Below are 26,853 nucleotides of genomic sequence, written 5' to 3'. Positions count from 1 at the left end.
CGGACGAAATGGCGGCTTTTTGTTTTTTCTCCAGAAAAGTAATGCAAACAAACAGGAGGATAATAAGTCATAGGAATGGAAGAAATAGATAGTTATATTCCTATTTTAGGGAGGGAGAATCTATTGATTCATGACAATGTCATTTTATCGTATACGGTAGATCTGCAAAATGATCAAATCGTGATTCATACAAGAGACGAGTCGTCCTTAAAGGAAGTTGATATTGTATTAAAAGAAGTGAGTTGTCATCATTTTGAGCACCAGTTGAAGGGCAGCGTTATTCTTGCTATGACCGTATCTAACATTTCCAGTTTTATAGCAGGGAACATTGAAATACTGCAAAATGGCAAGAATCACAGTTGGCCAACTGTTTATGAATCGTTAGACGAGCTCGAGCAAAAAATGACTGAGAGCGGATATAAATATTTTAATCTTTATTCCTCTTACGGGATGAATGGTTGGATTGTAGCTAAAGATTTGGAAGTTGTTAAAAAGGGCGAGGAGGAATAGAAAGCATGAAGTTTCGCGCTACGATCGAACTCAGCAAAAAGACAGCAACGGGCATCGAGATTCCTGTGGAGGTTATAGAGAATCTTGGATCAGGCAAGCGGCCCGCTGTTTGCGTAACGCTTGGCGATTATACTTACCGTACAACGGTGGGATCCATAGGCGGTAAATACATGATACCGGTAAGTGCAGAAGTGAGAGCAGCTGCCGGAGTTGCGGCAGGCGAAGAGGTTGACGTGAATATAGAGTTGGATAATGAGCCTAGAGAGCTTGTTATTCCGGAGGATTTCTCCGGGGCACTCGAACAAAAGCAAGAGGCGAAGCAGTTTTTTGATGGATTGTCGTACAGCAACAAGCGGCGCTTCATTCTTAACATTGAGGACGCAAAGACCGCTGAGACGCGGCAGCGGCGTATGGATAAAGCCATTAGCTTGTTAAGCGAAGGACGAATCCAATAGAAAACAGATTTAAGCCCCGTTATCACCGAGATTATAGCGGGGCTTTTTGTTTATTAAGCGTTGGTATCGGAAGTTGCGGCACTATCTGTGCTTACTTGATCCTTCGGTTTTGCTGCACCGCCACGGTGGCCGCCGTCGCCTTTAAGCTGGAACTCGCCATTTACGATGCTTTGTGCCTGTGCAACAGTACCTTCTTTCTTTGTTGCGGCTTCATCGGCTGTCAGCTTGCCGTCGGTGACAGCTTGATCAATTTGAGCGTTAATCGCAGTTTCGAGCGCGCTAACTACGGAATCGGTGCTAACTCCTTTCGCTTTAGCGATATCGGCGATTGTTTTGTCTGCCTGCAGCTCCGTTTTCAGTTCATCCTCCGTCATATTTAATGCCGTGGCAACGGTATCCAAGTTTTGTCCAAAACCGCGTCCTCCTCTGCGGCCTTCGAGTCCTTGAGCAAGTTGATTGGAGTTGATCAGGTTGTCCAGGTTTGCGGTGAACTGGGATTTTTCGTCCGACTGGCGTTGTTCAAAGGCGGTTGTCAGAGCTGCTTTTAGCTCGTCGCTTGAAACGCCCTGCTCTTTAGCGATATCGGCAAGCGTGCTGCCTGCAGCAAGCTTCTCATTAAACGCGTCACGATCCAGCTTAAGCAGCGTAAGTACGGAATCGGAGACGAAGTTCCCGCCAAAACCGCCGCGGCCATGTTTGCCATCCATTTGCTTAGTGGTATCTGTTTGAACTTGCGCGGTATTTGAAGGATTAGTGGTCGACGTTGTGCTCGATGATGCTGCAAATGCGCTTAGCGGAACCATAACCGCCAAAGTAGCTGTAATCCCGATTGTCTTTAAGTATTTGTTCATTTCAATTGCCTCCTTAGGGCTTGTAGATTGTCTTACAGGACCCATTATGGACACGGTACCTTAAATGGAACTGAAATGAATCTCTTGCTGATAATTAAACCTGCATTAGGAGGCACTATGAAAAAAACTAAAATCAAGATTCTAGCCGGATTGGCGGGAATCAGTCTGCTGCTTAACCCTATGGCCACATACGCCGAGGGAGAAAGGGCCGCCCCATGAGTCACCGAAATGACGATGGGACGGCCTCTTTTTTCGCTAACGAAACGTGGTATTCTTATTTACCGAAAATTTGCTGATTCTAAAAGCTAACGAAACCTGGTAACGTTATTCAGCCATATTGGGGTCAATTCCAGCGTAAAAGCAGCAAATAGCGATATGAGGATTCGTTACAATTTCAAACGCATCGAATTCGGGCAAATAGCGTGACGTAGTTTCGTTAGGGAACGGGCAAGCGTGTTCGTATTTGAGCTTAATGAAATTTTTAATGCGAATCCGTCTTATGGTGTCCAGGCAGCGGCGCCCGGCAAAGCCGCTCCGTAAAGACAGAGCCCCATAAGGCGACGCCAACAAGAGTAAGGGTTGCTAGGACAGACAAGAACAGCGGCGAGACGATGCCGTAGAGCAGGAACAAAGCAACAAGAACGATGATTCCAACCGTATACGGTGCAGATATTACACCGGCTACGATCCGCATAAACAGCAGATTGCCAAGCAAATAGAGAGCGGGACCCGCCATCATAACAAGCGCAGTCTTAAGCTCGGTATGCCCGGTTGGGTGCGCGAGCACCAATTCGTCCGCTACGGCCGACAAGATAATGCCCGCAACCAGAAGCAGATGAGTATAGGTATAAGCCGATCGGGCCACTCTGCCCGGATCTTCGGAATGAGCGATAAAATGATGGCCGGTCTTGGACGTCATATTGAAATAGATCCACCACATCGTGACCGTGCTGACAAAAGCGGCGGCAAAAGAACCGAAGGTGAGCATATCCCACTCGAGCTCCGCGAAGGTCGCCCCCGTAACGAGAACGGATTCGCCAAGCGCGATAATAATGAACAATCCGCACCGTTCCGCCATATGGGAGCCTTCCACGTCCCAGACGGTGGTTGGCGTTCTCCCTAGCTTAGGCGTCCAGAAGCCCATCGACGGAGAGAGGTATTCAATCACAAGCGCGATGCACCACAGAACGAGACGGTTCTCTTCGTAAGCAATCCCTCCGGCAATCCAGAAGATGCCTGACAAAGCCAGCCAACTGAGGATGCGGATAAAATTAATCCGCAGCTCGGTAGAGCCATGCTGGAGAACCCAAACGGTATAAGCGGTTCTTCCCACCTGGAACAGGGTGTAGGCACACGCAAAATAAATCCCCGTTTTCTCAAAAGCTTCCGGCAGCGACGACGACATGATAAGTCCAATCAGCATCAGCGCAATAAGCATAAACCGGACGCGTTTCGTTTCCGGATTGAGCCAGTTCATGACCCAAGCGGTAAAAATCCAGACCCACCAGATCGCCATCGTCAAAATGCCGAGATGAATGGCTCCTTCCAAAGTGAAATTTTTCAGAAAGGAATGGGATAACTGGGTAACCGCGAAGACAAAGATCAAGTCAAAAAACAATTCGATAAAAGATACTTTACCGGAATCAATACTGCCCCTGCTTCGGAACAGCATCGAATCTGCTGCCAACCTCTTCATTCGTTCTCTCCTTTGTCCTATATTTCCATAGTTTGCGTCGATTGTATCACGGGAGGCTTGAAAAGTCTTGCGTTAAACGATCTATTCAACTTTTAGATACAACGATGAAGAATTGGGGTAATTTTATCCTAAATAGGCAACACTACCGCATGGATAGGAGGGAATGCCAATGATATCGAAAGAGCTGTACAAAACAAGCGTAAAAGCGGTTGGAGGCCGTAATGGCCGGCTTGAATCGGATGATGGTCTGTTGGCCGTCAATGTGCTTCACCCGAAGGAGCTGGGCGGACCGGGGGGCGCAACCAATCCGGAGCAGCTGTTTGCCGGCGGTTATGCCGCATGCTTCGAGAGTGCGCTGAATGTAGTGTGCCGGGAAAGAAAAATCAAACCGGACAGCACATCCGTGACTGCGCATGTGACGCTGGGCAAGGATGCGGAGGACAATTTCGAGCTTGCGGTTACGCTTGATATTACCTTGGCCGGCGTGGAACGCGCCCAGGCTCAGGAGCTTGCCGAAGCGGCGCATCATGTGTGTCCGTATTCGAGAGCAACCCGCGGCAATATTAACGTTCAACTCCATGTGATTTGACCTTGCTTTGATGACAAAAGGCCCATCCGATCCTAATATCGGATGGGCCTTTCCAAAAAGGATTTTTCATAAGCGGCATGAATGATTAACATCATAGATGTTTATGGAAGCAGGGACATAGGTTGTCCCTGTTTTTTTCATGGATAGACTTATTTCTGTAACATGAGCTTCAAGGAATCAGGGTTACGTCATGGAATAGAAAAATATATCCATGTTAAGGAGGTGTTCTCTATAAAAGATTTCATGCGCTTCCTGCCTGTAATAGAATTACTCATTATTAGTATGGTGGTGTACTCCGTTGTTAGAGCGGTCATCCGTTACGGGAAATCCGCTCAGGGTCAAGACAGGCTTGATACGATTAGAGCGGTGCTTGAACCAAGGCTGGGAAATGGCTTGCTCCTGGAAATCGTCATGGCTGAAATCAACGTCCTGTACTATTCCGTGCTGGTATGGTTCCGGAAGCCAGAGGAAGAATGGCAGGAGGTCTTTTCCTATCATAAAACCTCCCAAATCAAAACCTTTATTATCGTGTTCTCCATTCTTATCTTGGCAGAGGGGCTGTTTGTGCATTTCCTTCTAGCGCAGTGGAATGAGGCTGCGGCATGGATTTTTACCATCTTAAATCTGTACGCGCTGCTCTATATGACAGGCCTCTATAATTCGGTTAGATTCAAGCCTCATAGAATAAAGGAAGAATCCCTTAAAATCCGCCTTGGCTTTCAATATGATGCGGAAACAGAGCTTTCGAACATTATGACAATGAAGAAAGCGACGGATAGGGGATTGGGCATTCCGAAGGATACCTGCTACGCGTTGTTAAAGATTGATTCGCCTCAGGTCGAGCTTACTCTGAAAGAGCCGGTGCTTATGAAAGCCTCCTATGGCAGAAGCAAATATGTCACAACGATTATATTCAGGGCCGATGAACCCGGACGTATGATGGAAGTGATCAGATCGAAAATGGAGAATTTGGATATCCAATGATTATTCAATCATTTTTCGAATCTGAATCAATTCATTGATATAAAAATCAACCTGCTGCTGGATGTTTTCGGTTTGTCTGAACTGATCAACCTCAGCCCGTACTGCGGCGAGGCTCTGCTCTTCCAGCTGACGAAGGGCAATGCCTGCTCCAATGGCCGTTATGCCGTCTCCAATGGCGGCGATAATGGATCCGATATAGCTAAGACGGGCGGCGATAATATCCACGGGGTTAACAGCCTGATTGCTGTTACTGTTGCTATTGTCGTTGCTGTTATTGTTGCTATTGTTACTGTTATTATTTTTATTATTGTTGTTGTTGCTATTACTATTACTATTACTATTACTATTACTATTACTATTGCCTTTGCCCTTACTTTTGCTTTTACCGTTTCCGTTGTTTCTCTTTTGACCGTTGTTGTTCCCCATGAATTGTACTCACCTCGCCCAAGCTCTTTATGATTTCCCCGATATTAGCCTATGCAGGAGGGGAGGGTGGGGTATGGGCGGCCTTCAGCCTAAACGAAAAAGCGCTGAACCAACGGTTCAACGCTTTTTCCTCTGAACGGTTTATTTTGCTGCTTGCAATGCTTCTTCCAGACGATCCCAAGTTTCCGAAATGCCTTGCAGCATCCCCATGTCCATAACCGTCTTCAGGGCGTCGCCCGAAGCATACACGGCACGGTTGATCAGCTTTGTCGTGCCATCCCCCAGATCAACAAACTCCAAAACGATATCCGTAGAAGGCAATTCTTCATTAATATTGCCTTCCGCATCGGAGAAGTAATCCGTGTAGCTGAAGCTGTTCGGCTCATCGATCTCTTTGTATACGGCTTTGCCCCACGATTCCATACCGTAGAAATCGCCTTGGTTCTGATCCATGCACTTCATGCAATAATGCCAAATGCCGCCCGGACGGAAATCGATTGTGCATACAGGCACTTCCCAGCCGCGTGGTCCCCACCAGCGCTTCAGATGCTCCGGTTCTTTGAACATTTTGAACACCAGCTCGCGCGGCGCAGTGAATACGCGCTCCAGCACCAGTACATTGTCATTCTCTACTCTTGATACGATTGCGTTTGTCATTTTAAATCCTCCTCATTATGGTTGTTTGGACTTGGTAACTGTTCTTTACTTTGCAGCTCCCGCAGGTAGTTCTCCAGGTTATCGTAACGCTCTTCCCAGATCCTGCGGAAGGAGTTGACCCATGAATCGAGCGAGTAGAAGGGCTCTGGCCGGAGCTTGTAAAACCTGCGGTTAGCCTCGGCTTTTACTTCCACAATGCCATTGTCGCTAAGCACTTTCAGATGCTTCGAAGCTTGAGGCTGCCTGATCCCCAGCTTATCGGCAATTTCTCCTACTGTCAGGGGACCGTCACGCAGCAGCTCGACAATAAGCTTCCGATTGGGCTCAGCCAATGCGTTTAGCGTTGTCATATTCAAGCCCGGATCATGTCCTGACATGCCTTTCACCTCTTTATGCGTCAGTCTCTCCGGTTGTTGAATTAAATATACACCAAAGGGAATATTCCTGTAAAGGAATATTTAAAAGTTTTTTCGAAATAGGCTCTGCAACATAATCCCGGATGTCCCCGTCAACATCATTAAGAGGGAGGGAATGCTATGAAAAAGCTGTTGTTTGCTGTCTTGTTGCTCGTAACGATGATCTTAGCCGCATGCCAGGACAAAGAAGTAACGGAAGTGCCGGCAGAGCCTGACCTGATTCTTCATCTCAGCAAATCGGAAGGGAAAGACTACACGCTTTATAAAAAAATCGAAGATAAAGAAACCGTAACGATGGTGATGGATATTTTATCTCAAGTCGATTGGGAAAACGCGGAAGTATCCATGTCCCGGCAGCCGGATTACAAAATTCGTACCATTAATACGGATCCAACCGTCAGTTATGAACAAGCTACATACGCGATATGGCTTTCCCCGCAGAAGGACCGCTTGGAAGTCGTGATTGAAGGGCAGTCCAAATACGGAAAAGTGACAAAGGAGAATACGGAAAAACTGCTGCCTATTCTGGAATCTCCCTGACACCTTGTGAAGGTATGCTCTTAAATACCCTGTACCGGTAAGAATAAACAAACCGCTCTTCCCAGGTAAAGCAGCTGATTCCCCGAATCGGCTGCTTTTTTCTATTCAACCTCTGATTTTTGATGAAAAATATCGGATTTTTAAATAGGAATTCGGATCTTGTTAGCAGTATGATCTTTGTGCACTGAAGTTTTGGTAATGACTGCCATGCCTGTCAGAACCCGAAGGGAGGAATGAAGCGTCAGATGATGAGCTGCTATAGGTCAGCAATCCGATTGCTGGCATCGGCTTAACGGTAGTTTTGAAAGCGATTGCAATACAGAGTGCGTAAAGCGTATTGTAAGTCATCTCAAGAGCCTACTGACGAATGATAATAGGGAAGCGGGGATATCCATTATATGCGAATAAGAAGAAGACCGTTGTACATGTCATTGTTAGCTTTTGTCCTGCTCTGGACAACCTTGCTGCCTGGCGTGCAGTTTGGCGCAAAGCCCGCTCATGCAAGCGCGGCAGATCCCGTTGTGCGGAAATTCGATTTTGGCACAGCCTCCAGCCCGGTAATGGCCGGATATACGAGGGTGCATGAGTCGCTGCTGTACACAGCGGAGACCGGATACGGCCTGAGCGTGGCGGTGGCGTCCCGCAACCGTTCGGGCGGCGATGATCTGACGAATGATTTTGTGCTCGGCTTGTCGTATTCGTTCCTTGTTGATCTGCCTAACGGCGACTATAACGTCACCGCCTATTCGGGCGATATCACGGGGAGCGGAACAACCAAGACCAACTTTGTTCTTGAAGGCGTGACGGCGGGATCGATTAGCGGCAAAGCGGCCGTAAACTCGGCTACATACCGGACTACGGTAAGCGACGGACAATTGACGGTAGACATTACGGGCTCCGGCGCGGGAGGTTATTTGAACGGTCTTGTTATTGAGGAAGCGGTAGAAGCAGCTCCTGCAGCTCCGAGTTCCCTTGCGGTGACCGGACTGACCTCTTCGAGCGTAACGCTTGCTTGGAACCGTGTTGATGGAGCGGCGAACTATTCCGTATACCGTGCAAGCAGTGCTGGCGCAACGCCAACGTTAATCGGGCAAACGCAAGCTGCAGAAACGACGTACTCGGATACCTCGGTAAATGTAGGAAGCAGCTATACGTATTACGTATCCGCCCTTAGTGCAGGCGGCTTGGAATCCCAGCGGAGCGCTCCGGTGTCCGTAAGCGAAATTCCGGCTCCGCAGCCTCCGGCCGCCCCAACTGGTGTTTCGGTAGATGAAGTCAACGCCCATGCGGTGAAGCTGAGCTGGAACGCAACGGAAGGGGCAGTCAGCTACAAGATACAGCGTTCCGAAGCGGCGGGAGGGCCTTTTGCAGAGATTGGCCAGTCGACGAATCCGTCTTATACGGACAACACCGCGGATACGTCGAAGCGGTATTATTATCGGATCATAGCGGCGAACGAGGCGGGCGAATCTCCCGCATCCGGCACCGTATCGAGCCCGGTATACGTACCGCCGGCCGAGCTGCCGGAGGGTGGGGTTCAGCGGTTTGACTTTGGCCCGGGTGCCGTTGCCGATGGCTATATCGGAGTTGCGGCAACAACCAAATACTCGCCATCGCTGAAATACGGCTTTGCCGATCCCGCAAAGGTAACGTCCTTTGACCGGGGCACAAGCGATCCGGTTAAATCCGATTTTGCCGTGCCGCAGGACACCTCCTTTATCGTGGACCTTCCGAACGGGGATTACACGGTGTCGCTTGTCGCGGGAGACGATCAAGGAGCAACGGACATTGCGATTAAGGTAGAAAATATGCAAAAGGTGCAGCAGACCGCGAAGACGGCCGGTCAATACCTGGAGATGGAATTCCCGATTGCGCTGGTTGACGGGCAATTGAATTTCGAGTTTGCGGGTACGGCGCCAAAGATCAATTCCATCGTTATTACCAAGCAGGCTGATCGTCAGCCTGGCGAGATTCCAACCGTCTATATCGCGGGCGACTCAACCGTGCAGACCTATGATCCGTATTGGGAGCCGCAAGCCGGCTGGGGCCAAATGCTGCCGCGCTTCTTCAATAACGACGTCGCGATCGTGAACAAGGCGATAGGCGGACGCAGCACCAAAAACTTCATAACGGAAGGCCGTCTCGACGAGATCCTGCGCGCGATCAAGCCGGGCGATTACTTCCTCGTTCAATTCGGTCACAATGATGCGACGATCAGCATTCCTGAACGGTACGCCTCTCCGGCTGATTATAAGAACTATTTGGAGAACTATTATATTGAAGGAGCCATTCAGCGCGGTGCAACGCCAATTCTCGTAACGCCGATGGGCCGCCGCGACTTTAATGCCGTGACCGGCAAGTTCAACGTCAGCTTCCCGGAATACGTGCAGGCGATGAAGGAAGCCGCAGCGGATAAGCACGTTGCTTTGGTGGATCTGAGCGCATTAAGCATTGCTTATTACAATTCGATTGGATTTGAAGCCACAACATCGGTATTCCTTTATGCAGATCCGGGCATCTATCAGGCATTCCCGAACGGTTCGGCGGATAATACGCATTTCCAAGAATACGGCGCCATTCAGCTTGCCCGCATGCTGGCAGGAGGCATTAAGGAGCTGGATCTTCCGCTTGCAAATTCGGTGAAAGAAATTGAGCTTCCGGCAGATGTTCCGGCCAAGATAAGCGGGTTGATTGCGGGCAGCGTGAGCAACGCAGGGGCTGTGCTCAAATGGAATGCCGACGAGACAGCGGATATTTACAAGGTGTACCGAAAGCTCGCTTCCGATCCGGCTTCGGCTTATAAAATGGTAGGAACGGCTACCGTTCCAAGCTTTACGATGGGCGGCATGGCGGAAGGGCTAAGCTACACGGTCCGCGTAACGGCCGTCAACGGACGCGGCGAATCCACGCCTTCCGATGAAGTGACCATTACAACGAAGTCGGCCAAATACCGGTACGATTTTGGCCCGGTTGGAGCTCCGGTTGCGGAAGGTTATACCGAAGTGACGCGCAGCGTCTTGTATACGCCGGAGCGAGGATACGGCTTGACGGACAGCACGGGCATGATCGACCGCGACCGCGGCTCGGCAACGGATGCTTTACGCCGCGACTTTGTGGCTTATTTCGGCAATTCGTACGAGTTCAAGGTAGATCTTCCAAGCGGTTATTACTCCGTGAAGACCTACACGGGCGACTGGATTGGCTCTACGAAAACAAACGTTGCCATTGAAGGCAAAGACTACGGCACCGTCTCGTCCGGCAAGGAAAATATCACGGAAAAAGTATACAACAACATCGCGGTTAAAGACGGTCAGATGAGTCTCGTGTTCAGCGGCCAGACCGCGCATTTGAACGGCCTCGAAATTACGCCGATTCTGCTTGCGCCAACGGGACTAAAACTGGATGAGCTGCAGCTTTCAACCGATCCGGTTGAGGCACAGCTGTCCTGGACGACAGCGGAAAGCGCGTCAGCTTACCGCGTATACCGCAAATCTGCGGATGCGGCTAATGCGGAGCTTCTTGGCGAGGTGAAGGGCACATCCTTCCGCGATACGACAGGCGACGTGGGTCAGCAATATGCATATACGGTTACGGCGGTAGACAGCGCAGGCTTTGAATCCGTTTCTTCGAACGAGCTGACTGTCTCCACTATTGATCCAAATGTACCGCTTGCTCCCGTACCGCAGGATCTGGCTGTCGCCACCATCAGCAAGAATAGCGTAAGCATCACTTGGACCGGTTCTGCGGACGCCCGTGCTTACAACGTCTACCGCGCGTCCAAAGCAAACGGCGCCTTCAAGCTGCTTGGCAAAACAAAAGAACCTTCCTACACCGATTCTACCGTATTAACAACGGTTCCTTATTACTACAAGGTAGCGGCGGTGAACGCGGGCGGTATTTCCGCTCTGTCGGAGGTGCTGGTGACGGAAGCGGTAACCACGCTGTACCGCAATATGGAATACTTGGACCGCGCACCGGTAGCGGTTAAGCAAGCAGGCGGTATTTATATCGGCTGGCGCATGCTGGGTCTTGATCCGGATACGATTGCTTTTAACGTCTATCGCGACGGAGTGAAGCTCAATAAAACTCCTATTACAGGCAGCACGAATTACTTCGACGCAGCAGGCACGGATCAGTCGCAATACCGCATCACGTTAATCATTAACGGCGTTGAAAGACCCGCAACAAAAACGTTTAACGTATGGAAGCAGCAGTACCTGTCCATCCCGCTGCAAAAGCCGGCGGATGCTTATACGAAGGACGGCCAGCCGTATACGTATAGCGCGGGTGACGCAAGCGTCGGCGACCTGGACGGCGACGGACAATATGAGATCGTTATGCTGTGGTCCCCTTCGAATGCGAAGGATAATTCGCAGGCAGGCTATACGGGTATTGTCTATATGGATGCTTACGAAATGGACGGGACGCGTCTATGGCGCATTAATCTTGGGCCAAACATCCGGGCTGGGGCGCATTACTCGCCATTTATGGTCTATGATCTGGACGGGGACGGCAAAGCGGAGGTTGTGCTCAAAACCGCGGACGGCACGATTGACGGTCAAGGCAAAGTAATCGGCGACGCGTCCAAGGATAACCGCAACAGCTCGGGTTACGTGCTGCTGGGCGATGAATTTCTGACCGTATTTAACGGGCAGACCGGCGGAGCCGTATCTACCGTCAGCTATGATCCGCCACGCGGCGATGTTGGCGCATGGGGCGATACGTACGGCAACCGCGTTGACCGATTCCTGGCTTCCGTCGCTTATCTGGACGGCGAGCATCCAAGCGTAATCTTCAGCCGCGGCTACTATACCCGCACCGTCATTGTTGCGTATGACTTCAAAGACGGCAAGCTGGCGAAGCGCTGGCGTTTCGACACGAACGACGAGGGCAACGGCGGTTATACGGGCCAAGGCAACCATAACATGTCGGTTGGCGATGTGGATCAGGACGGCAAGGACGAGATTCTGTTTGGCGCGCTTGCTATCGACGATAACGGCGAAGCGTTATACAGCACGGGCCTTGGTCACGGCGACGCTATGCATTTCGGCGATCTCGATCCAACCCGCCCGGGGCTTGAAGTATTTGGCGTACACGAGCACACGGATGCGGAATACGGCCTCGAAATGCATGATGCGGCAACCGGCGAGATCGTCTGGGGCGTACGTACCGGCATCGATACAGGCCGCGGATTAACGGCGGATCTCGATCCGAATTATCCGGGTGAAGAAATGTGGTCTTCGACGATTACGAACGAACAGCAAATTCAAATTACCGGATTGTTCAGCGCAAAAGGCGAACTCATCAGCACAAGCATTCCTTCGTCAACAAACAACGCCATTTGGTGGGATGCCGATCCGCTTAGAGAGCTGCTCGATCATAAGTGGGATACAGCGCTTAAAGCGGGTACCGGCAAAATCGACAAGTGGAATTACGAGACGAAAACGACGGAAAATCTGCTGACTGCGGAAGGCACCTTGTCCAACAACTCAACAAAAGGCAACCCTTCGCTCCAGGCCGATCTGTTTGGCGATTGGCGGGAAGAGGTGATGTGGCGTTCCGCCGACAGCTCGGAGCTGCGTATCTATACAACAACGGATGTAACCGATTACCGCATCCGGACGCTGATGCAGGATCCGGTCTACCGTCTTGGCGTTGCGTGGCAGAATAGCGGCTACAACCAGCCGCCGCACACCAGCTTCTTCCTTGGAGCGGGCATGGAAATGCCTTCGGCTCCGCGCATCCAATATGCAGCGCCGCAGCCGGAAGAGAAAGCGATGGGCGTACCGGGCAAGCCGGTGCTCGCAAGCGATAACGGCTACGATAACGGATTACTGGACGGCAGCTACAAGATTACGATGAACATGTGGTACGGCTACAACGGAACGACTTACAAGCTGTACGAGAACGGCGTGCTTATCGATACGAAGCAGCTGACGGATAACTCGCCAACGGCACAGACCGCGGCGACCGCGATCAGCGGCAAGGCAAACGGCACGTACACGTATACCTGCAAGCTGATCAACTCGTTTGGCACGACAACATGCTCGCCGCTTACCGTAACGGTCAAGGACGCATCGCCTGGCAAGCCGGTGCTGTCGAACGACAACTGGGATAACAACGGCGACTATAAAGTGACGATGAACATGTGGTGGGGCACCAACGCAACCACATACAAGCTGTACGAGAACGACGTATTAATCGATACCCAATCGCTCTCGTCTCATACCCCAAACGCGCAGACGGCGGTTACGACGATCACGGGCCGCGCCAAGGGCACTTATGAATACCGCGTGGAATTAATTAACGATGTTGGCGTAACGGAAAGCTCCGTCATGAAGGTAACGGTAAAATAACAAATTGTTAGAGGGCAGGCAGCTGACTTAAGGCTGTCTGTCTTTTTTTTCGCTTGATGCTCTTGATCCCGGCGTTTAAGGGTATACTAGGGGACAAAGGAAAAGGGAGCCTGTTATTGGAATGAGATCAATCATAGAGCAAAACAAGGTATTATTGCGGTCATTCGTATTCACGATTCTGATTTTGTTCGTGTTCGGATGGATCGCGCAGCTTGTCAGCAGGCATCAGATTGCGGCTTTTGACAATAAAATAACGGATGCCGTCCGCAGCGTGCGTTCCGATGCCATGACGGCCGTCATGAAAGGATTTACCCAGCTCGGGTCGGAATATTTGGTCATCCTTATCGTCATTGCCTTTTCATTGCTGTTTGCGTTTATTGGCTATCGGAGGGAGCTTATCTTTTATCTCGGTGTCATCGTGGGCTCGGCGTTGCTGAATCTGCTGCTCAAAACGATCTTTCATCGGACAAGACCGGACATTAACCGGATTATCGAAGCGTCGGGCTTCAGCTTTCCCAGCGGGCATTCCATGTCTGCCTTTACGCTGTACGGCATTACGATTTATTTCCTCTGGAAGCATTTGAAGTACCGATGGATGCGGGTGGCAGCGATCCTGGTTGGAGTCGTGATTATAGCCATGATCGGGATCAGCAGAATCTATCTTGGGGTTCATTATCCAAGCGATGTGGTTGGCGGTTATTTGGTCAGCGCGGCATGGCTGACGATAAGTATCGGGTTATACGAACGATTTCTGGAGCAGCGGTGGCTGTCCCGGAAGCTTCGGCTTCGCGGCGGCAAAAGTGAAGGACCTTCCTCGACATAGGATGGTCCTTTTTCATTTGCGGCAGCGGATCATCTCTTCCTCCAAGTGAGCGGCTTCATCACATGCAGCAGCGGAGTAAGGAAGCCTTTGCGGCGGTCCTTTTTCAAGTCGCTGTCGTGTTTGACGTAACGTCCCGAGCGGATTGCCCGGTCGAGTTCGGCCTGGCGCATTTTTTGCAGCTGGTCGACGGTGTGGTAGTCGTTGTAATTGTACGGCATTTCAACATCCCCTTTAATCGGTTGGAGTATTTGTTTTCTTGTTTTCATTATGCAGGTGAAACAAAGAGGTAAAAAGTGTAGAATAATTGCAATAGATTTCCCCTTTTAGCGAGGTGAGGAAAAATTGCTGGCACTGGAACGTTATTTGGCTTTATATAACCGGTTTGCGGGTGGACACGGAGCGGGCGGCACGGCAGAGGCGTCTCTGGAGCAGGTGGCGGAAGCTTTGTTTTGCACGGAGCGTAATGCCAAGCTTGTACTCCGGAAGTTGACCGAAGAGGGACTGATCGAGTGGCAGGCGGGACGGGGAAGAGGGAACCGCTCCCAAATTACATTCCGGGAAGACAGGGAGAAGCTGCTGCTTGATCTGTCGAAGCGATACGCCGAGGACGGGGAATACAACAAGGCGTTCCATCTGCTCCAGACCTTCGGGGAAGGAACGGCCGCGAACGAGAAGTTTATGGAATGGATGAGCGGCAGCTTTGGCTTCAGCAGGCAGCCGGGTAAGGAAGCGGATGTGCTCCGTCTCCCGATTTTTAAGACGATTATGACGCTTGATCCGGCCGATTTCGTTTATTCCTTATGCTCGCATATGATTCAGCAGATTTTCGACCGGCTTGTCCTGCTGGATGAGTCGACCGGACAGATTAAGCCCGGTATCGCGCATTATTGGGAGCATAATGAAGAGGCAACGGTATGGACCTTCCATCTGCGGAAGGGGATTCTTTTCCACGGCGGACATGAGCTGACGGCAGCGGATGTTGCATTTACGGCGGAGCGCCTCAAGAACGGAGGCAAACGCAACAGCTGGATCATGCGTTCCCTGAAGCAGGTGGAAGCCGTATCGGAGCGGATTGTACGATTCCATCTGATACGCCCCAACTGGCTGTTTCTGAAATACGCGGCCTCGAATGTGATGGCGATTCTGCCGGTCAATTTGCTGGGGTTAAGCGAAGAGCAGTTCTGGAAGCTGCCTTCCGGAACCGGACCGTTTCAGATAGCGGAGTGGAAGGACGGGAAGCTGCTGCTTGGAGCGAATCCGCATTATTATCAGTCCCGCGCCCACTTGGATCAGGTGGAGATCGTTCACGTGCCGCAGGAAGAAGCGAGAAAAGCCGGAATGACAAGCTGGCAGCAGTTGATCTGCGATCCGACGCTGCGGGATGTAACGGTGGAAAACGGCTGGATTCAAATCGAATCCAAAAGCTTATGCACCAGTCTGCTCAGCTGGAATATGCAGAAGGCCGGTCCGCAGCGGTCGGAGACGTTCCGCCGTATCGTCAACCGGCTCATTGATCGCCATGCGATGATCCGGGAGTTGTCCGGGTACAGGGACTTTCCGGCAAGAGGTTTTTTTCCCGAGCTAATGACCGCCCAAGAAGCTGATGGGGATAGTCTGGAGCCGGAGGAGGCTGGCAGGCTGCTGCTGGAAGCGGGTTATGACGGAACGCCGTTGTCCTTATGCGCCCACCCGGGTCATGCCGAAGACGTGAACTGGATTGCCGAACGCTGCCGCCGCGCGGGTATTTCAGTAGAGGTCCGTATTGAAGCGCCGTATACGATCCATGATGTCTTGGATGAGATTGATCTGCTGTTCCATGCGCTTGTCTTTCCGGAGGAGGATGTGAGCCTCATTGAGGGCTGCGAGCAGGAGGGAAGCTTTCTGAAGGAGCTGATGAGCCCGGAGCTTTCGCGCTGGACGATGGAAAGCTTCGATCGGGCGCTGGCAAGCGAAGATCCGGCCAGCCGCAAGGCGATTTATACCGCTATCGAGGAAAGGCTGAAAAGCGAAGCACAGGTGCATTTTGTCCTTCATATGAAATTTCATACCGACTATCATCCTTCGCTAAAAGGAGTACGGATCAATTCGCTTGGATGGATCGATTTCAAGGATATTTTTCGTGCTTGAATATAAATTCTTATTATAGGTCTGCCTCCGGCAGGCTTTTTTTTGTGACCCGGCCGGTTATTCGGGTGAAGCATGGGCGAGTCCAACCGTTAAGGCCCTGTTCTTCCAGAACACTTGCTGAACATCATCCGCTTGCGCGGCTTGGCATTGCACAATGACGGTAACCTCCGCTTTATGCTTGTTGCGGCTTCCGTGTTTTTTCGCGAAAACGGCATTGATTCCGAGCCCTAGGCAGAAGCCTATAAAGGCGAATATAAGTCCCCATATAACCGGCCCCCATGTCCATATAAATCCGAGGCTGGTGCCGATAACGGACAACCCCGTAGCAAAGGCTAAGCCAATCTCGACTCCCGTGGCAAGCGAACTCTCTTTGTTTGGCTGATCGGATTGAAAAGTCTTGGACTCCTTGTCCATGCAAACGACCAGCAGCCGCTCCCTGGATATGCCTATGCTCTCCAGCTTGGTCAACGCATGCTCAAGCTCGATGGAATGCTTGAAGGTGCCAATAATAATCATCTGTTTTCACCTGACTTGCCAAAAATTTGTACACCGGAGGAGCGATAACGCTCTGCCAGATACTGGCGCTGCTCCAGGTTAAAAAGCATATTGTGCTCTTTCGCCTTTATAAAGGCATGATACACGCAGCCCCCAATAACGGAAGGCATGAATAACAGCCAATGGGCGCGTAAAACAGCGATAGACTCCGTTAGCTTACCGGACAGGAGATCGATAAGCGATTCATGCACGCGAGACAAAGCAACATACAGCCACCACCAGAACATCGCATAGAAGCCAAGGCCAATCCGATGATTGTACAGCTGCCCCATGCCGGGAAAAAACAGCGAAAGCATGGCTGCAGACAACGGACTTTTAGGCTGGATATACTGAACCTCGGACGTAAATAGCCTCATGCTTGGCAGAGGCTCGTTTTTAAGCTGCGCGATGCTATAGAGCTTATTCTGATAGACCGCGGAGCAATAGCAGTCCCACATGGAGACGAAATAAATAATGATATACCCGATGACATACCGGGGTTCCAGAATCGCCGTGGCCTTGGCAAAATTCCCGCAAACCGTATAGACGATAGCCTCGTTGACATTGCCAAGCGTATTGAATATGACTTCTGACAACGTAAGGAAGGTCCCTCTCAAATACTGGTTCAGCAAAAAATGCCCAAAGCCGGGAAAGGTCGCCGACCACCACAAGACCATATAGGGATTGCGCATATTCAGAGAGGTAATGCCGAACAAGCTTAATTTGGCTACGGGTCGGCGCGAGGAGCTCATCGCTCAGCACTCCCTTCGTCGTGATAGCATAGTTGTTGTAATGATACGGTAGAGCCGGCCCAGCAGCTGAATAACTACGATTTGCAGCATGAGCAAGAGAATCACCAGGCCGATGCCGGATGTATATAAAATATCCCGCCGGATAAGCCACCAGTAGCCGCAGGCCAGAGAAACAATAACGATTGCTTTCCAGATCCAGTTGCCCCGCAAGGAAACTAACAAAGCAAACAAGATGGAATCGATATGGACAATGAGGGTAGCGAATGCCAGATTATCTCTTGCCGGGTCCTCAAACCATCCGGGTCTGAAGCCAATCCGGTAAAAGATCAGCAAGAAGCAGGACATGACGGTTCCCTGCAGAGAAACGTTAATCACATATAGCATAACGAACCGGAACAGATATGGCTGATCGGGCCGCAATAGAGAGTTCCAAAGCCATTTCCCCATAGGGAACAGTAAAGTTAATCCTATCCCCGTATAGATGGTTCTCCACCAGTGATGCTCGAAAATCCCTAAATGAATAAAGGCTTGTTCAATTCCCATAAAGCCCGCAGCAATAAGCAGAATCCACCGGAAGCGAACGCCGTAGACGGCAATGAATGCGCAAGTAGACGGGACGATAAACCCGTTCGATACAATAGCGCCTAGTGCGCTGTCATAAAACGAATTGTGGAGTATCCCCGGTTTATAGATGTAGCTGTTCAAAAGAACAAAGATGATGAGTTCAAAGATGTAGACAGCCCCGGCGATGCAAATGTAGAAAGGGATGAGCTTTAAGCTTTTTGTCTTGAACCAGGAAAGCGCAATGAACGCTAAACTAGCGATAACAAGGAGCAGGTAAGGGAGAAACGGTGGAATAAAATCATCTCCGGGCAACAGGATGCAGGCATTGGGATTATTTTTCCAATCTCGTTCTAATTTATTCCATTTGTATTATCTATGCAGGCAAGCTGGCATCACTGACTCTGTTAGCTGAGCTCTCTAGACGTGTCAGCTCAGCGGCTAACGAAACTCAGACACCTTATTTGCTCGAAATCGAAGCTTTTGCAATTCTAACGAAACACAGACACGTTATTTGTGACATTTCAGGCTAGTTCGGCCCCAAATTCGCAGAATAACGTTACGACGTTTCGTTAGATCTCTGAGTCAGCCGTTTAGCGCGAAATAAGGATATGACGTTTCGTTAGCATGACGGCAAACCGAGTGAAAAGGTAATGCCGAATAGGCTTGGTTTATACCTCAATTCCCTGGTATAGTCAAACTATGACTACATCAGGGAATTGAGGTATTTTATCATGTCTAACAAAACAAATGCCTGCCGCAAGCTGGACTCTTTACATATTAAGTACACGCTTCACGAATACGAGTGGGACGAGGAGCATCTGGACGTAGATACCGTTGCGGCCAAGGTGGGTCTTCCTTCAAACCAGCTTTATAAGACTCTCGTGCTAAGGGGAGATAAGACCGGTGTCATTGCAGCCTGTATCCCGGGAGATAAGGAGCTGAATCTGAAAAGCCTGGCGCAAGTGAGCGGCAATAAGAAAGTAGAGATGGTCGCGGTGAAGGAGATTCAAGGTCTGACGGGATATATTCGGGGCGGCGTATCTCCGCTTGGCATGAAGAAAAACTATCCGTTTTACCTGCACGAAACCGTGATGGATATGGAACTGGTCAGCATCAGCGCAGGCAAGCGGGGCTTGCAAATCTTCCTTAGCGGTGCCGATCTGGCTGCGGCTTCTGAAGGCAAGCTTGTTGATATCGCGCATTAAGGCAGGTTGAATGTTCTTTAATCCGGCAAGTCTAGGACTATACTTGTCAGATGAAGGATCGGTGACTCAAGGTGAAGAACATTGGAAGAGTAGGCGCGTTTATTATGCTGTTCATTGTGCTGGCAGGGGTAGTTCTATTAGTCGGCTACTATGGGAAGGTAGAGCTGCACAAATGGAAGGCGGAGCGGAATACCGAGCATTTTCTTAAGGCCGTTCAACAGCAGCAGTACGATGAAGCGGTTAGTTTGTTCGGTGAGCCGCTCGAATGGAAGAGTCTGCAAAATCTTCAGCCTATGCGGCTAATAAAATACAGCGGGGTAAAAGCCGAGTTTGACGATGGCTGCGTGTGCGGCGGTCACGCGGAGCTTACGTTTCAGGCGGACGGCCCGCCGATTACGGTGCCAGCTATTTTTGTGCTTCGAGAAGGTTATAAACCGGGACAAGTGTGTGCGCTGACCAGCCGCGAACACCGGGCTGTCATGCCACAATTAGGAAAGTGGAATAACATGGCTTGCGGGAGCGACTCCTTCTAAGAGCTACCGCTCCAGCCTCATATAGATGCTTCTCTCCCGAAAACCAAGCGACCGCCAGAACGCGTAAGCGGCTTCGTTCCAGTGCATCACCTCAATATCAAGCTGGTCCGTGTTTAAAAGGGCGGCCAGCTTCCCAAACGCCAATTTCCCATAGCCGTTCCGCCTCTGGTCCCTGCAGATAAAGAACTGCCTTACATACAAAGGCATTCGCGTGTGGTCGACGAGAGCATAACCCACAAGCACGTTACCCCGCTCAAACAGATAGGCCTTATAGGCTGTCCCCATAAAATGCTTCATTCGCTCCTTTAGCTCGTCCACGGTCATGGCATTATCATGCCGTTCATCCTCGATAAGTTGTTTATTCAGCCAGGCAAGCAGCGCCAAATCAGCCTCGCAGCCCAATCGTATTGTTAATTCGCACATCCCCAATCACCTCAATGAGAACCATTCGTTAACGGCCGCAATTCCCCTGCCAAAAACTTTTTTAAATTTTTTTATAACCGATGTCGATTATCCCGTCTGGCGTTCGTCGTTATAGTAAGAAGCACAAAAACAATGGTTAGGAGAGAATGACATGAACACAGTGATCTCGAAGGACGGAACCAAATTGCTTACGATAAAACAGGACGCGGCCCGGCGCTCGTATTGGTAGCGGGGGCGTTTAGCTACCGGAAGTTCCCGGGGCAGGTGGAGCTTGCGAATGCGTTGTCCAGCCGGTATACCGTCTACAACTATGACCGGCGAGGCCGCGGCGACAGCGGCGATGCTTCCTCTTATGCGATTGAGCGGGAGATCGAGGACCTGAACGCGATTATTGAAGCAGCAGGCGGTTCCGCTTATGTCTGGGGATTATCCTCCGGTGCGGTGCTTGCTCTCGAAGCGGCAGCAAGCGGCTCCAACATAACAAGGCTGGCGCTGCATGAACCTCCGTTTATCGTGAAAGCCGAGGACCGGAAGCCGCCAAGCGATTTCACCGAGCACGTCGGTAAGCTGATTGCAGCTGACCAGCGCGCGGAAGCGATCAAATATTTTATGACCAAAGGCATGGGAGCTCCTTCCTTCGTTATTCCGATGATGAGGATGATACCCGGCGTATGGTCAAGGCTGATGGCGGTTGCGCACACGCTTCCTTACGACGCGGCTTTGCTCAAGAGCTACATGAACGGCCAATCGCTGCCGCGAGACAAATGGCGGGGCGTTGCTGTTCCAACCGTCGTGCTGGAAGGCACGGAAAGCCCGGTATCCCTGCGGCACGCCGCGCAGCAGACGGCAGAGGTATTGCCTAACGCGAAGCTGATCAGTAAGAAAGGCCTTGGACATACGAAAAAACTGCAAACGGCCAAGATCGCGCAAGAGCTTACTTCTTTCTTTGCGGTTTAGTTTTCAGGCAGGTAATGGCAATAAGGCAAGAGAAAAGTATTAGAACAATACCAATACCTAGGAGGGAATTACCATGAGATTTATGATGATCGTAAAAGCAACGACGGATTCGGAAGCGGGCGTTCTGCCAAGCCAGGAGTTAATTGACGCCATGCAAAAGTACAACGAGGAGCTTGTAAAAGCGGGCGTATTGCTCGCTGCCGATGGTCTGCACTCCAGCGCGAACGCCGTACGGATTTCGTACCCGGAGCCAGGGGGCAAGCCGAAGGTAGTCGACGGTCCATTTACGGAAGCAAAAGAAATGATCGCCGGTTATACGCTGATCGAAGTGAAATCAAGGGAAGAAGCGATCGAGTGGGCGCTCCGCATGCCGGATCCGCATGGTTACGGCCAAGGCGAGATTGAGCTCCGCCAGGTGTTTGAGGTGGAAGAGCTGATGGAGGATCCGGAATCGCGTGCCAGAGAGGAAGCGCTGCGCAAGCAGATTGAGGAGACCAACAACGCGTGAGCGTCTCCCAAACGCATCGCACTATCGAAACGATATGGCAAATGGAGTCGCCTAAGCTGATCGCCGGCGTAACGCGGATCGTTCGCGACGTCGGGCTGGCCGAGGATATTGCCCAGGATGCGCTTGTCATCGCGCTCGATCGCTGGCCCGAAACGGGCATTCCGGAGAAACCGGGCGCCTGGCTGATGACGACGGCAAAACGCCGGGCGCTGGATCTGCTGCGGCGCAATAAGCTGCAGGATCAGAAATACGTCGAAATCGCCCGGGAAATAGATACGTATACCGAGGACGATGTAGACCGTGCTCTAGACGGGGAGATCGAAGACGATCTGCTGCGGCTGATCTTTATGACCTGCCATCCCGTATTGTCGCAGGACGCAAGAGTTGCGTTGACGTTGCGTTTGTTATGCGGCCTGACAACCGACGAGATTGCCCGTTCCTTTCTTATCGCAAAGTCGACGGTAGCCCAGCGGATTGTCAGGGCGAAGCGCACGCTAAATACGGAGAAGGTTCCCTTTGAGGTACCGGTTGGCAAAGAGCTTGAGGAGCGGTTAACCGCTGTTCTCGAAGTCATTTATCTGATGTTTAACGAAGGCTACTCGGCTACCTCCGGGCAGAACTGGACGCGCCCGCTGCTCTGTCAGGAGGCGCTTAGGCTGGGACGCGTTCTTGCCGCCTTTGTAACGGGAGAACCGGAGGTTCATGGGCTGGTCGCTTTGATGGAGCTTCAATCCTCAAGACTTAAAACCCGCGTGAATGCGCAAGGCGAGCCGATCCTTCTCATGGATCAGAACAGGGCCTTATGGGATCATCTGCTAATCCGACGCGGGCTTTCTGCCCTGGAACGGGGGCAAAAGCTGGGCCGGACGCTAGGTCCGTATGCGCTTCAGGCTTCTATCTCGGCTTGCCATGCGGTGGCACGCACCCCGGAGGATACCAATTGGATTCGAATTGCCGCGCTTTACGAGGCACTATCGAGGCAGACGCCGTCTCCGATTGTAGAGCTGAACCGTGCCGTTGCCATTGGAATGGCATTTGGCTCGGCTTATGGCTTGCAGCTTGTGGATGCCCTTTACGCCGAACCTGCGCTCTCGGGATACCATCTGCTTCCCAGCGTTCGGGGCGATCTGCTTGAGAAGCTTGGCCGTTATGAAGAAGCCGCGGCAGAATTTGAGCGCGCGGCCGCGATGACCCGCAATGAAAAGGAGCAGGCGTTATTGAAGAAACGGGCGGCAGCATGCAGGAAGGAAGGAGGGCAGGCATCATGCGTTACTTAATGATGGTGAAAGCGTCCGGGCTTACCGAAGCGGGTATTGGTATAAGCAGGGAATACAAGGCAAAAATGCTGTCATACCGGCATGACCTGAAACAAGCCGGCGTGCTTCTTGCTCATGAAGAGCTGCAGCCAAGCTCGGCCGGATTAAGAGTCGGTTATCCGACAGGCGGCGGCGAGGCGGAGGTCTGGCCGGGACCATTTTCAATTGACCAGGGACTTATCGCAGGGTTTACCCTAATTGATGTCGATACGGAAGAAGAGGCGCTGCAGTGGGCGCTGCGCATGCCGGTTCCGGCGGGACAAGGGGCATACGAAATTGAGCTTCGCAAACTTGAGGACCGGTTAGAACAACCGCGTGACCCAAGACAGGCTGCCATGGAGCTGGAACTGAAAAATTACCTGCGGATGTAGTACCCCGGTATAGACATGCTAGCGAGCCGTCGTTTGTGGTAATATAAGGCTTGGCAATTACTCTACTCTAAGGAGTGTAGGAATCAATGATTAATCGGCTTGGACAAGTAATGCTGTACGTAAACGACCAGGAAAAAGCACGGGTATTTTGGACGGAAAAAGCAGGGTTTAAAGTAATAGCCGAGGAAGAAGCCATGGGCCAAAAGTGGATCGAGCTTGCTCCGGAAGGCGCGCAGACCTCCATTATTCTGCACGATAAAGAAGTAGTTGCCAAAATGTCGCTCGGAGTAAACCTTGGCACGCCATCGTTAATGTTCTTCTCCGACAAGCTGGATGAGCTGTACAGCGAATTCAAGAACAAGAACGTTACGGTAGGCGAGCTTGTTGAGCTGCCTTTCGGCCGGGTATTTAACTTCGCGGATGAAGAAGACAATTATTTTGCCGTCATGGAAAGAAAATAAATGGTGTTAACAGCCCTAGCCCTGATGATCACGGATCATCGGGGCTGTTTTTTATGGTTTTTGTGAACGCCTATGCGTAAACCTGAAGAAATAAAACCCGATAGTATTACCGGAAACCAAATATTGAAGTACAATAAAAGTCAATCCTGGATACGCTTAAGAAGGTAGGGCCGTATGCAGCGGAAAACATGAATAAAGAAGAGGGACAATAATGGCAACGATTCATGATGTCGCAACGAAAGCCGGGGTATCGGTCACAACGGTATCGCGAGTACTGAACAACAGGGGTTACATTAGCGAGAAGACGCGCAAGAAAGTATTCGATATTATGGCCGAACTTAATTACCAGCCGAACGAAATCGCGCGTTCCTTGCTTCGAAAGCAATCCAATGTAATCGGTTTGATCATTCCGATGGTATCCCATCCGTTCTTCAGCCAGTTGGCGAATGATGTAGAATACTACGCTTATCAAGCTGGCTTCAAGGTGATGCTGTGCAATTCCCAACATGATCCGGTGAAAGAGCGGGAATATATCGATATGCTGAAGCGGAACCGGGTTGACGGCATTATCATGGGCAGCCACACGCTCGAGGTGGAGGAATATCGCCATTTGCATTCTCCGATCGTCACGATCGACCGCCAGATTGACAATGAAATCCCATCCGTGTCTTCCGATAATTATCGGGGAGGCGAGCTTGCCGCGGAGCTGCTCATTATGAAAGGATGCCGCAAAATCGCGCATATATGCGGCAACCAGGAGCTGGACATGCTGTCCAACCTGCGTACGGACGCTTTTTACGAAATCATGCGCAAGTATGGCGTTCAGCCCATTACGCTCCAAACGGACATGAACATGTTCGCGCATATGGAATACGAGCGTATTATCGATAAGCTGCTGGAGGAACACCCGGATACGGACGGTATCTTCACGACCAGCGACATTATAGCCACTTTCGCCATTAAGGGATGCATGCGGATAGGCAAAAAGGTGCCGCAGGATGTAAGAATCATCGGTTATGACGATGTAAACGTCTCCTCCTGGATGCTCCCTGAATTGACAACGATTCGACAGCCGATCGGGGAGATGGGCCGCCTGGCCGTAGAGCTTATCCGCAGGCAGCTGGAGGGAGAGCCGTTCGAGGTGGAGAATGTTCTGCCGGTGCAGCTAGTGGAGCGTTCAACGACCTAGGACGCTCTCCTGGAGGCTCATTTCAATCGATGGACCTTTCCAAACGAAGAATGTCAATCGTTTGACATGTCAAACGATTGACATATGCTAAACGTTTGACATATAATGACTCGTGTAAGCGGTTTATTGGAATGAAACGCGCTTGGCCGCCAATGATGCGATAGCCGTTTCACCTTGCCGCTATCTAAAATTTTCGATCCAAATGGGGGAAGAAACGTGAAGAAAATCAAGGGGATTCAATTATCATTGCTTGCGCTTATTTTCGTAATGGCGATTACGGCGTGCGGCGGCAACAACGCTTCGAATACGGCGGGTAAAGCCAATTCGTCCGGCAATGCAAGTGCTGCCAGCGACAAAGTGAAAATTACTCTTCTGAACTCCAAAGGCGAAATTCAAACCCAGCTTGAAGACGCTGCTAAGGCATTCCATGAAGACAATCCGGAGATTACGCTTGATATCCAGACTGTTCCAAGCGGCTCATCGCCGTTCGAGCGCGCCTCCGCATTATATGCGTCCGGCAATCCGCCGACAATGATCATGCTGGACACCGGAGACGTAGAGAAATTCAAGGACCGCATTCTTGATCTGAGCGGCGAGAAGTGGAATGGCGACGCCGTTGCGAATGCCACCGACCTCACCACCTTCGACGGCAAGAACTACGCGTTCCCGCTGGCGGTTGAAGGCTACGGCTTCATCTATAACAAAGCGGTCGTCGATAAGGCGGTTGGCGGCAGCTTCGATCCGACCACGATCAGAACGACTTCTGATCTTGAGAATCTCTTCAAGCAGATCGAGGCATCGGGCAAGAAGGCGCTTGTCATCTCGCCGATGGATTGGTCGCTTGGCGCGCATTACTTGCCGCTTGCTTACGCCGGCCAGAACAAGGATATGGCGGAAGTGAACAAATTTATCGATTCGCTCAAAGCCGGCACCGCCGATTTGGGAAGCAATAAGGTGTTTAACGGCCTCATGGATACATTCGATGTCATGATGAAGTACAACGTCGATCAGAAGTCGCCGCTTTCCGGCGTATATGAGCGCGGACCGGAACTGCTGGGCAAAGGCGAAGTGGGCATCTGGTTCATGGGCAACTGGGCTTGGCCGCAAATCAGCAGCTTCGATACCGCCAACGGTCAATACGGCTTCCTGCCGGTGCCGGTCAGCAACAATCCGGATGATTACGGCAACCAGGAAATCTCGTCCGCGGTGTCCAAGCGTATCGTAGTCGACAAAGAAAAGAGCACGCCTGCAGAGCAGCAAGCTGCCGAGAAGTTCCTGAACTGGATCGTCTACGAGCAGAAAGGTCAGGATTTCCTGGTCAACAAAGCAAGCATTATTCCGGCATTCAAAAACATAACGCTTCCAGCGGCCGATCCGCTTGGCAAATCGATTCAGGATTACATTGCAAAAGGCAAATCCGAGCAATCGATGAGCGCGCTTCCGGCAGATCACTGGTCGAAGCTCGGCGCGTCCATGCAGAAGTACTTGGCTAAAAAGGGCGATCGCGCGACGCTGGCGGCCGAAATCGAAGACTACTGGAAAAACGTAAAATAGGTTTTATTCAAGAGCACAGATTACATCGAGCAATGGATAAGACAATTGGCGTCTTA

Annotated in this window: 27 protein-coding genes; 18 read left to right on the top strand and 9 right to left on the bottom strand. The window is 51.0% G+C overall.

Annotated elements, in window-relative coordinates:
• Positions 1-75: 75 nt before the first annotated feature.
• Complete coding sequence (locus WFK81_RS05460) at positions 76-510, top strand: hypothetical protein (RefSeq protein WP_336785409.1); 435 nt, start codon at positions 76-78, stop codon at positions 508-510.
• A 5-nt stretch (positions 511-515) separates the two neighbouring features.
• Positions 516-965 (top strand): YdeI/OmpD-associated family protein, encoded by a 450-nt coding sequence (locus tag WFK81_RS05455; protein ID WP_336785408.1) that lies wholly within the window; start codon positions 516-518, stop codon positions 963-965.
• A 53-nt stretch (positions 966-1,018) separates the two neighbouring features.
• On the opposite strand, the gene WFK81_RS05450 is transcribed toward WFK81_RS05455, so the two are convergent.
• Positions 1,019-1,816 (bottom strand): hypothetical protein, encoded by a 798-nt coding sequence (locus tag WFK81_RS05450; protein WP_336785407.1) that lies wholly within the window; start codon positions 1,814-1,816, stop codon positions 1,019-1,021.
• Between the two features lie 481 nt (positions 1,817-2,297).
• Positions 2,298-3,512 carry a low temperature requirement protein A gene (locus WFK81_RS05445; RefSeq protein WP_336785406.1) on the bottom strand — a complete coding sequence of 405 codons (1,215 nt, stop codon included), beginning with the start codon at positions 3,510-3,512 and terminating at the stop codon, positions 2,298-2,300.
• A gap of 169 nt (positions 3,513-3,681) precedes the next feature.
• Between WFK81_RS05445 and WFK81_RS05440 the strand changes: the two genes are divergently transcribed.
• From WFK81_RS05440 to WFK81_RS05430, 3 genes are all read left to right on the top strand, one after another.
• Complete coding sequence (locus WFK81_RS05440; RefSeq protein WP_336785405.1) at positions 3,682-4,101, top strand: organic hydroperoxide resistance protein; 420 nt, start codon at positions 3,682-3,684, stop codon at positions 4,099-4,101.
• Positions 4,102-4,383: 282 nt separating this feature from the next.
• Positions 4,384-5,085, top strand: coding sequence for a hypothetical protein (locus WFK81_RS05435; protein ID WP_336785404.1), 702 nt, complete (start codon positions 4,384-4,386; stop codon positions 5,083-5,085).
• A gap of 72 nt (positions 5,086-5,157) precedes the next feature.
• Positions 5,158-5,544, top strand: a complete 387-nt coding sequence (locus WFK81_RS05430) for a hypothetical protein (protein ID WP_336785403.1) — start codon at positions 5,158-5,160, stop codon at positions 5,542-5,544.
• A 108-nt stretch (positions 5,545-5,652) separates the two neighbouring features.
• Here the strand turns inward: WFK81_RS05430 and WFK81_RS05425 are convergent, their stop codons facing one another.
• The gene (locus WFK81_RS05425) at positions 5,653-6,168 is read right to left on the bottom strand and encodes an SRPBCC domain-containing protein (RefSeq protein WP_336785402.1); all 516 of its coding nucleotides are present in this window, start codon (positions 6,166-6,168) and stop codon (positions 5,653-5,655) included.
• A complete protein-coding gene (locus WFK81_RS05420) occupies positions 6,165-6,545 on the bottom strand; it encodes an ArsR/SmtB family transcription factor (protein ID WP_336785401.1) in 381 nt (126 codons plus the stop codon). Before WFK81_RS05420 ends, WFK81_RS05425 begins: the two co-directional genes overlap by 4 nt.
• A 159-nt stretch (positions 6,546-6,704) precedes the next feature.
• On the opposite strand from WFK81_RS05420, the gene WFK81_RS05415 reads away from it, so the two are divergent.
• From WFK81_RS05415 to WFK81_RS05405, 3 genes are all read left to right on the top strand, one after another.
• Positions 6,705-7,124 (top strand): hypothetical protein, encoded by a 420-nt coding sequence (locus WFK81_RS05415; RefSeq protein ID WP_336785400.1) that lies wholly within the window; start codon positions 6,705-6,707, stop codon positions 7,122-7,124.
• Positions 7,125-7,549: 425 nt separating this feature from the next.
• Entirely contained in the window at positions 7,550-13,480 is a 5,931-nt protein-coding gene (locus tag WFK81_RS05410) for a rhamnogalacturonan lyase family protein (protein WP_336785399.1), read from the top strand.
• A 121-nt stretch (positions 13,481-13,601) separates the two neighbouring features.
• Positions 13,602-14,303, top strand: coding sequence for a phosphatase PAP2 family protein (locus WFK81_RS05405; RefSeq protein WP_336785398.1), 702 nt, complete (start codon positions 13,602-13,604; stop codon positions 14,301-14,303).
• Between the two features lie 29 nt (positions 14,304-14,332).
• Here WFK81_RS05405 and WFK81_RS05400 read toward each other — a convergent pair whose 3' ends face one another.
• The gene (locus WFK81_RS05400; protein ID WP_336785397.1) at positions 14,333-14,521 is read right to left on the bottom strand and encodes a hypothetical protein; all 189 of its coding nucleotides are present in this window, start codon (positions 14,519-14,521) and stop codon (positions 14,333-14,335) included.
• 124 nt (positions 14,522-14,645) lie between these two features.
• On the opposite strand from WFK81_RS05400, the gene WFK81_RS05395 reads away from it, so the two are divergent.
• Positions 14,646-16,430, top strand: coding sequence for an SgrR family transcriptional regulator (locus tag WFK81_RS05395; protein ID WP_336785396.1), 1,785 nt, complete (start codon positions 14,646-14,648; stop codon positions 16,428-16,430).
• A 57-nt stretch (positions 16,431-16,487) separates the two neighbouring features.
• On the opposite strand, the gene WFK81_RS05390 is transcribed toward WFK81_RS05395, so the two are convergent.
• From WFK81_RS05390 to WFK81_RS05380, 3 genes are read right to left on the bottom strand one after another with little or no spacing between them, the layout of a single operon-like run.
• Entirely contained in the window at positions 16,488-16,946 is a 459-nt protein-coding gene (locus tag WFK81_RS05390) for a hypothetical protein (protein WP_336785395.1), read from the bottom strand.
• On the bottom strand, positions 16,943-17,716 hold the full coding sequence (locus tag WFK81_RS05385) for a hypothetical protein (RefSeq protein ID WP_336785394.1): 774 nt from the start codon (positions 17,714-17,716) through the stop codon (positions 16,943-16,945). Before WFK81_RS05385 ends, WFK81_RS05390 begins: the two co-directional genes overlap by 4 nt.
• Positions 17,717-17,719: 3 nt before the next feature.
• Positions 17,720-18,592: a hypothetical protein gene (locus tag WFK81_RS05380; RefSeq protein WP_336785393.1), complete on the bottom strand. Its 873-nt coding sequence runs from the start codon at positions 18,590-18,592 to the stop codon at positions 17,720-17,722.
• 419 nt (positions 18,593-19,011) lie between these two features.
• Between WFK81_RS05380 and ybaK the strand changes: the two genes are divergently transcribed.
• Both ybaK and WFK81_RS05370 read left to right on the top strand, forming a co-directional pair.
• Positions 19,012-19,485 carry a Cys-tRNA(Pro) deacylase gene (gene ybaK / locus WFK81_RS05375; RefSeq protein WP_336785392.1) on the top strand — a complete coding sequence of 158 codons (474 nt, stop codon included), beginning with the start codon at positions 19,012-19,014 and terminating at the stop codon, positions 19,483-19,485.
• Positions 19,486-19,556: 71 nt separating this feature from the next.
• The gene (locus WFK81_RS05370) at positions 19,557-20,018 is read left to right on the top strand and encodes a hypothetical protein (RefSeq protein ID WP_336785391.1); all 462 of its coding nucleotides are present in this window, start codon (positions 19,557-19,559) and stop codon (positions 20,016-20,018) included.
• Positions 20,019-20,021: 3 nt separating this feature from the next.
• Here the strand turns inward: WFK81_RS05370 and WFK81_RS05365 are convergent, their stop codons facing one another.
• Entirely contained in the window at positions 20,022-20,441 is a 420-nt protein-coding gene (locus WFK81_RS05365) for a GNAT family N-acetyltransferase (RefSeq protein WP_336785390.1), read from the bottom strand.
• 264 nt (positions 20,442-20,705) lie between these two features.
• Between WFK81_RS05365 and WFK81_RS05360 the strand changes: the two genes are divergently transcribed.
• The 7 genes from WFK81_RS05360 to WFK81_RS05330 all read left to right on the top strand — a co-directional run bounded on the left by WFK81_RS05360 (position 20,706) and on the right by WFK81_RS05330 (position 26,797).
• Positions 20,706-21,398 (top strand): alpha/beta fold hydrolase, encoded by a 693-nt coding sequence (locus tag WFK81_RS05360; RefSeq protein ID WP_336785389.1) that lies wholly within the window; start codon positions 20,706-20,708, stop codon positions 21,396-21,398.
• Positions 21,399-21,471: 73 nt separating this feature from the next.
• On the top strand, positions 21,472-21,906 hold the full coding sequence (locus WFK81_RS05355) for a YciI family protein (RefSeq protein ID WP_336785388.1): 435 nt from the start codon (positions 21,472-21,474) through the stop codon (positions 21,904-21,906).
• On the top strand, positions 21,903-23,183 hold the full coding sequence (locus WFK81_RS05350; protein ID WP_336785387.1) for an RNA polymerase sigma factor: 1,281 nt from the start codon (positions 21,903-21,905) through the stop codon (positions 23,181-23,183). The genes WFK81_RS05355 and WFK81_RS05350 overlap by 4 nt, the downstream gene beginning before the upstream one ends.
• A complete protein-coding gene (locus tag WFK81_RS05345; protein WP_336785386.1) occupies positions 23,171-23,593 on the top strand; it encodes a YciI family protein in 423 nt (140 codons plus the stop codon). Before WFK81_RS05350 ends, WFK81_RS05345 begins: the two co-directional genes overlap by 13 nt.
• Positions 23,594-23,679: 86 nt before the next feature.
• Entirely contained in the window at positions 23,680-24,054 is a 375-nt protein-coding gene (locus WFK81_RS05340) for a VOC family protein (RefSeq protein ID WP_336785385.1), read from the top strand.
• Positions 24,055-24,265: 211 nt separating this feature from the next.
• Complete coding sequence (locus WFK81_RS05335; RefSeq protein WP_336785384.1) at positions 24,266-25,243, top strand: LacI family DNA-binding transcriptional regulator; 978 nt, start codon at positions 24,266-24,268, stop codon at positions 25,241-25,243.
• Between the two features lie 216 nt (positions 25,244-25,459).
• Positions 25,460-26,797 (top strand): ABC transporter substrate-binding protein, encoded by a 1,338-nt coding sequence (locus WFK81_RS05330; RefSeq protein WP_336785383.1) that lies wholly within the window; start codon positions 25,460-25,462, stop codon positions 26,795-26,797.
• Positions 26,798-26,853 lie beyond the last annotated feature (56 nt).

This window comes from Paenibacillus sp. MMO-177, assembly GCF_037147795.1.
Lineage (GTDB): Bacteria > Bacillota > Bacilli > Paenibacillales > Paenibacillaceae > Pristimantibacillus.
The sequence above is the reverse complement of the archived record's forward strand: the minus strand, read 5'-3'. Positions and strand labels throughout refer to the sequence as shown.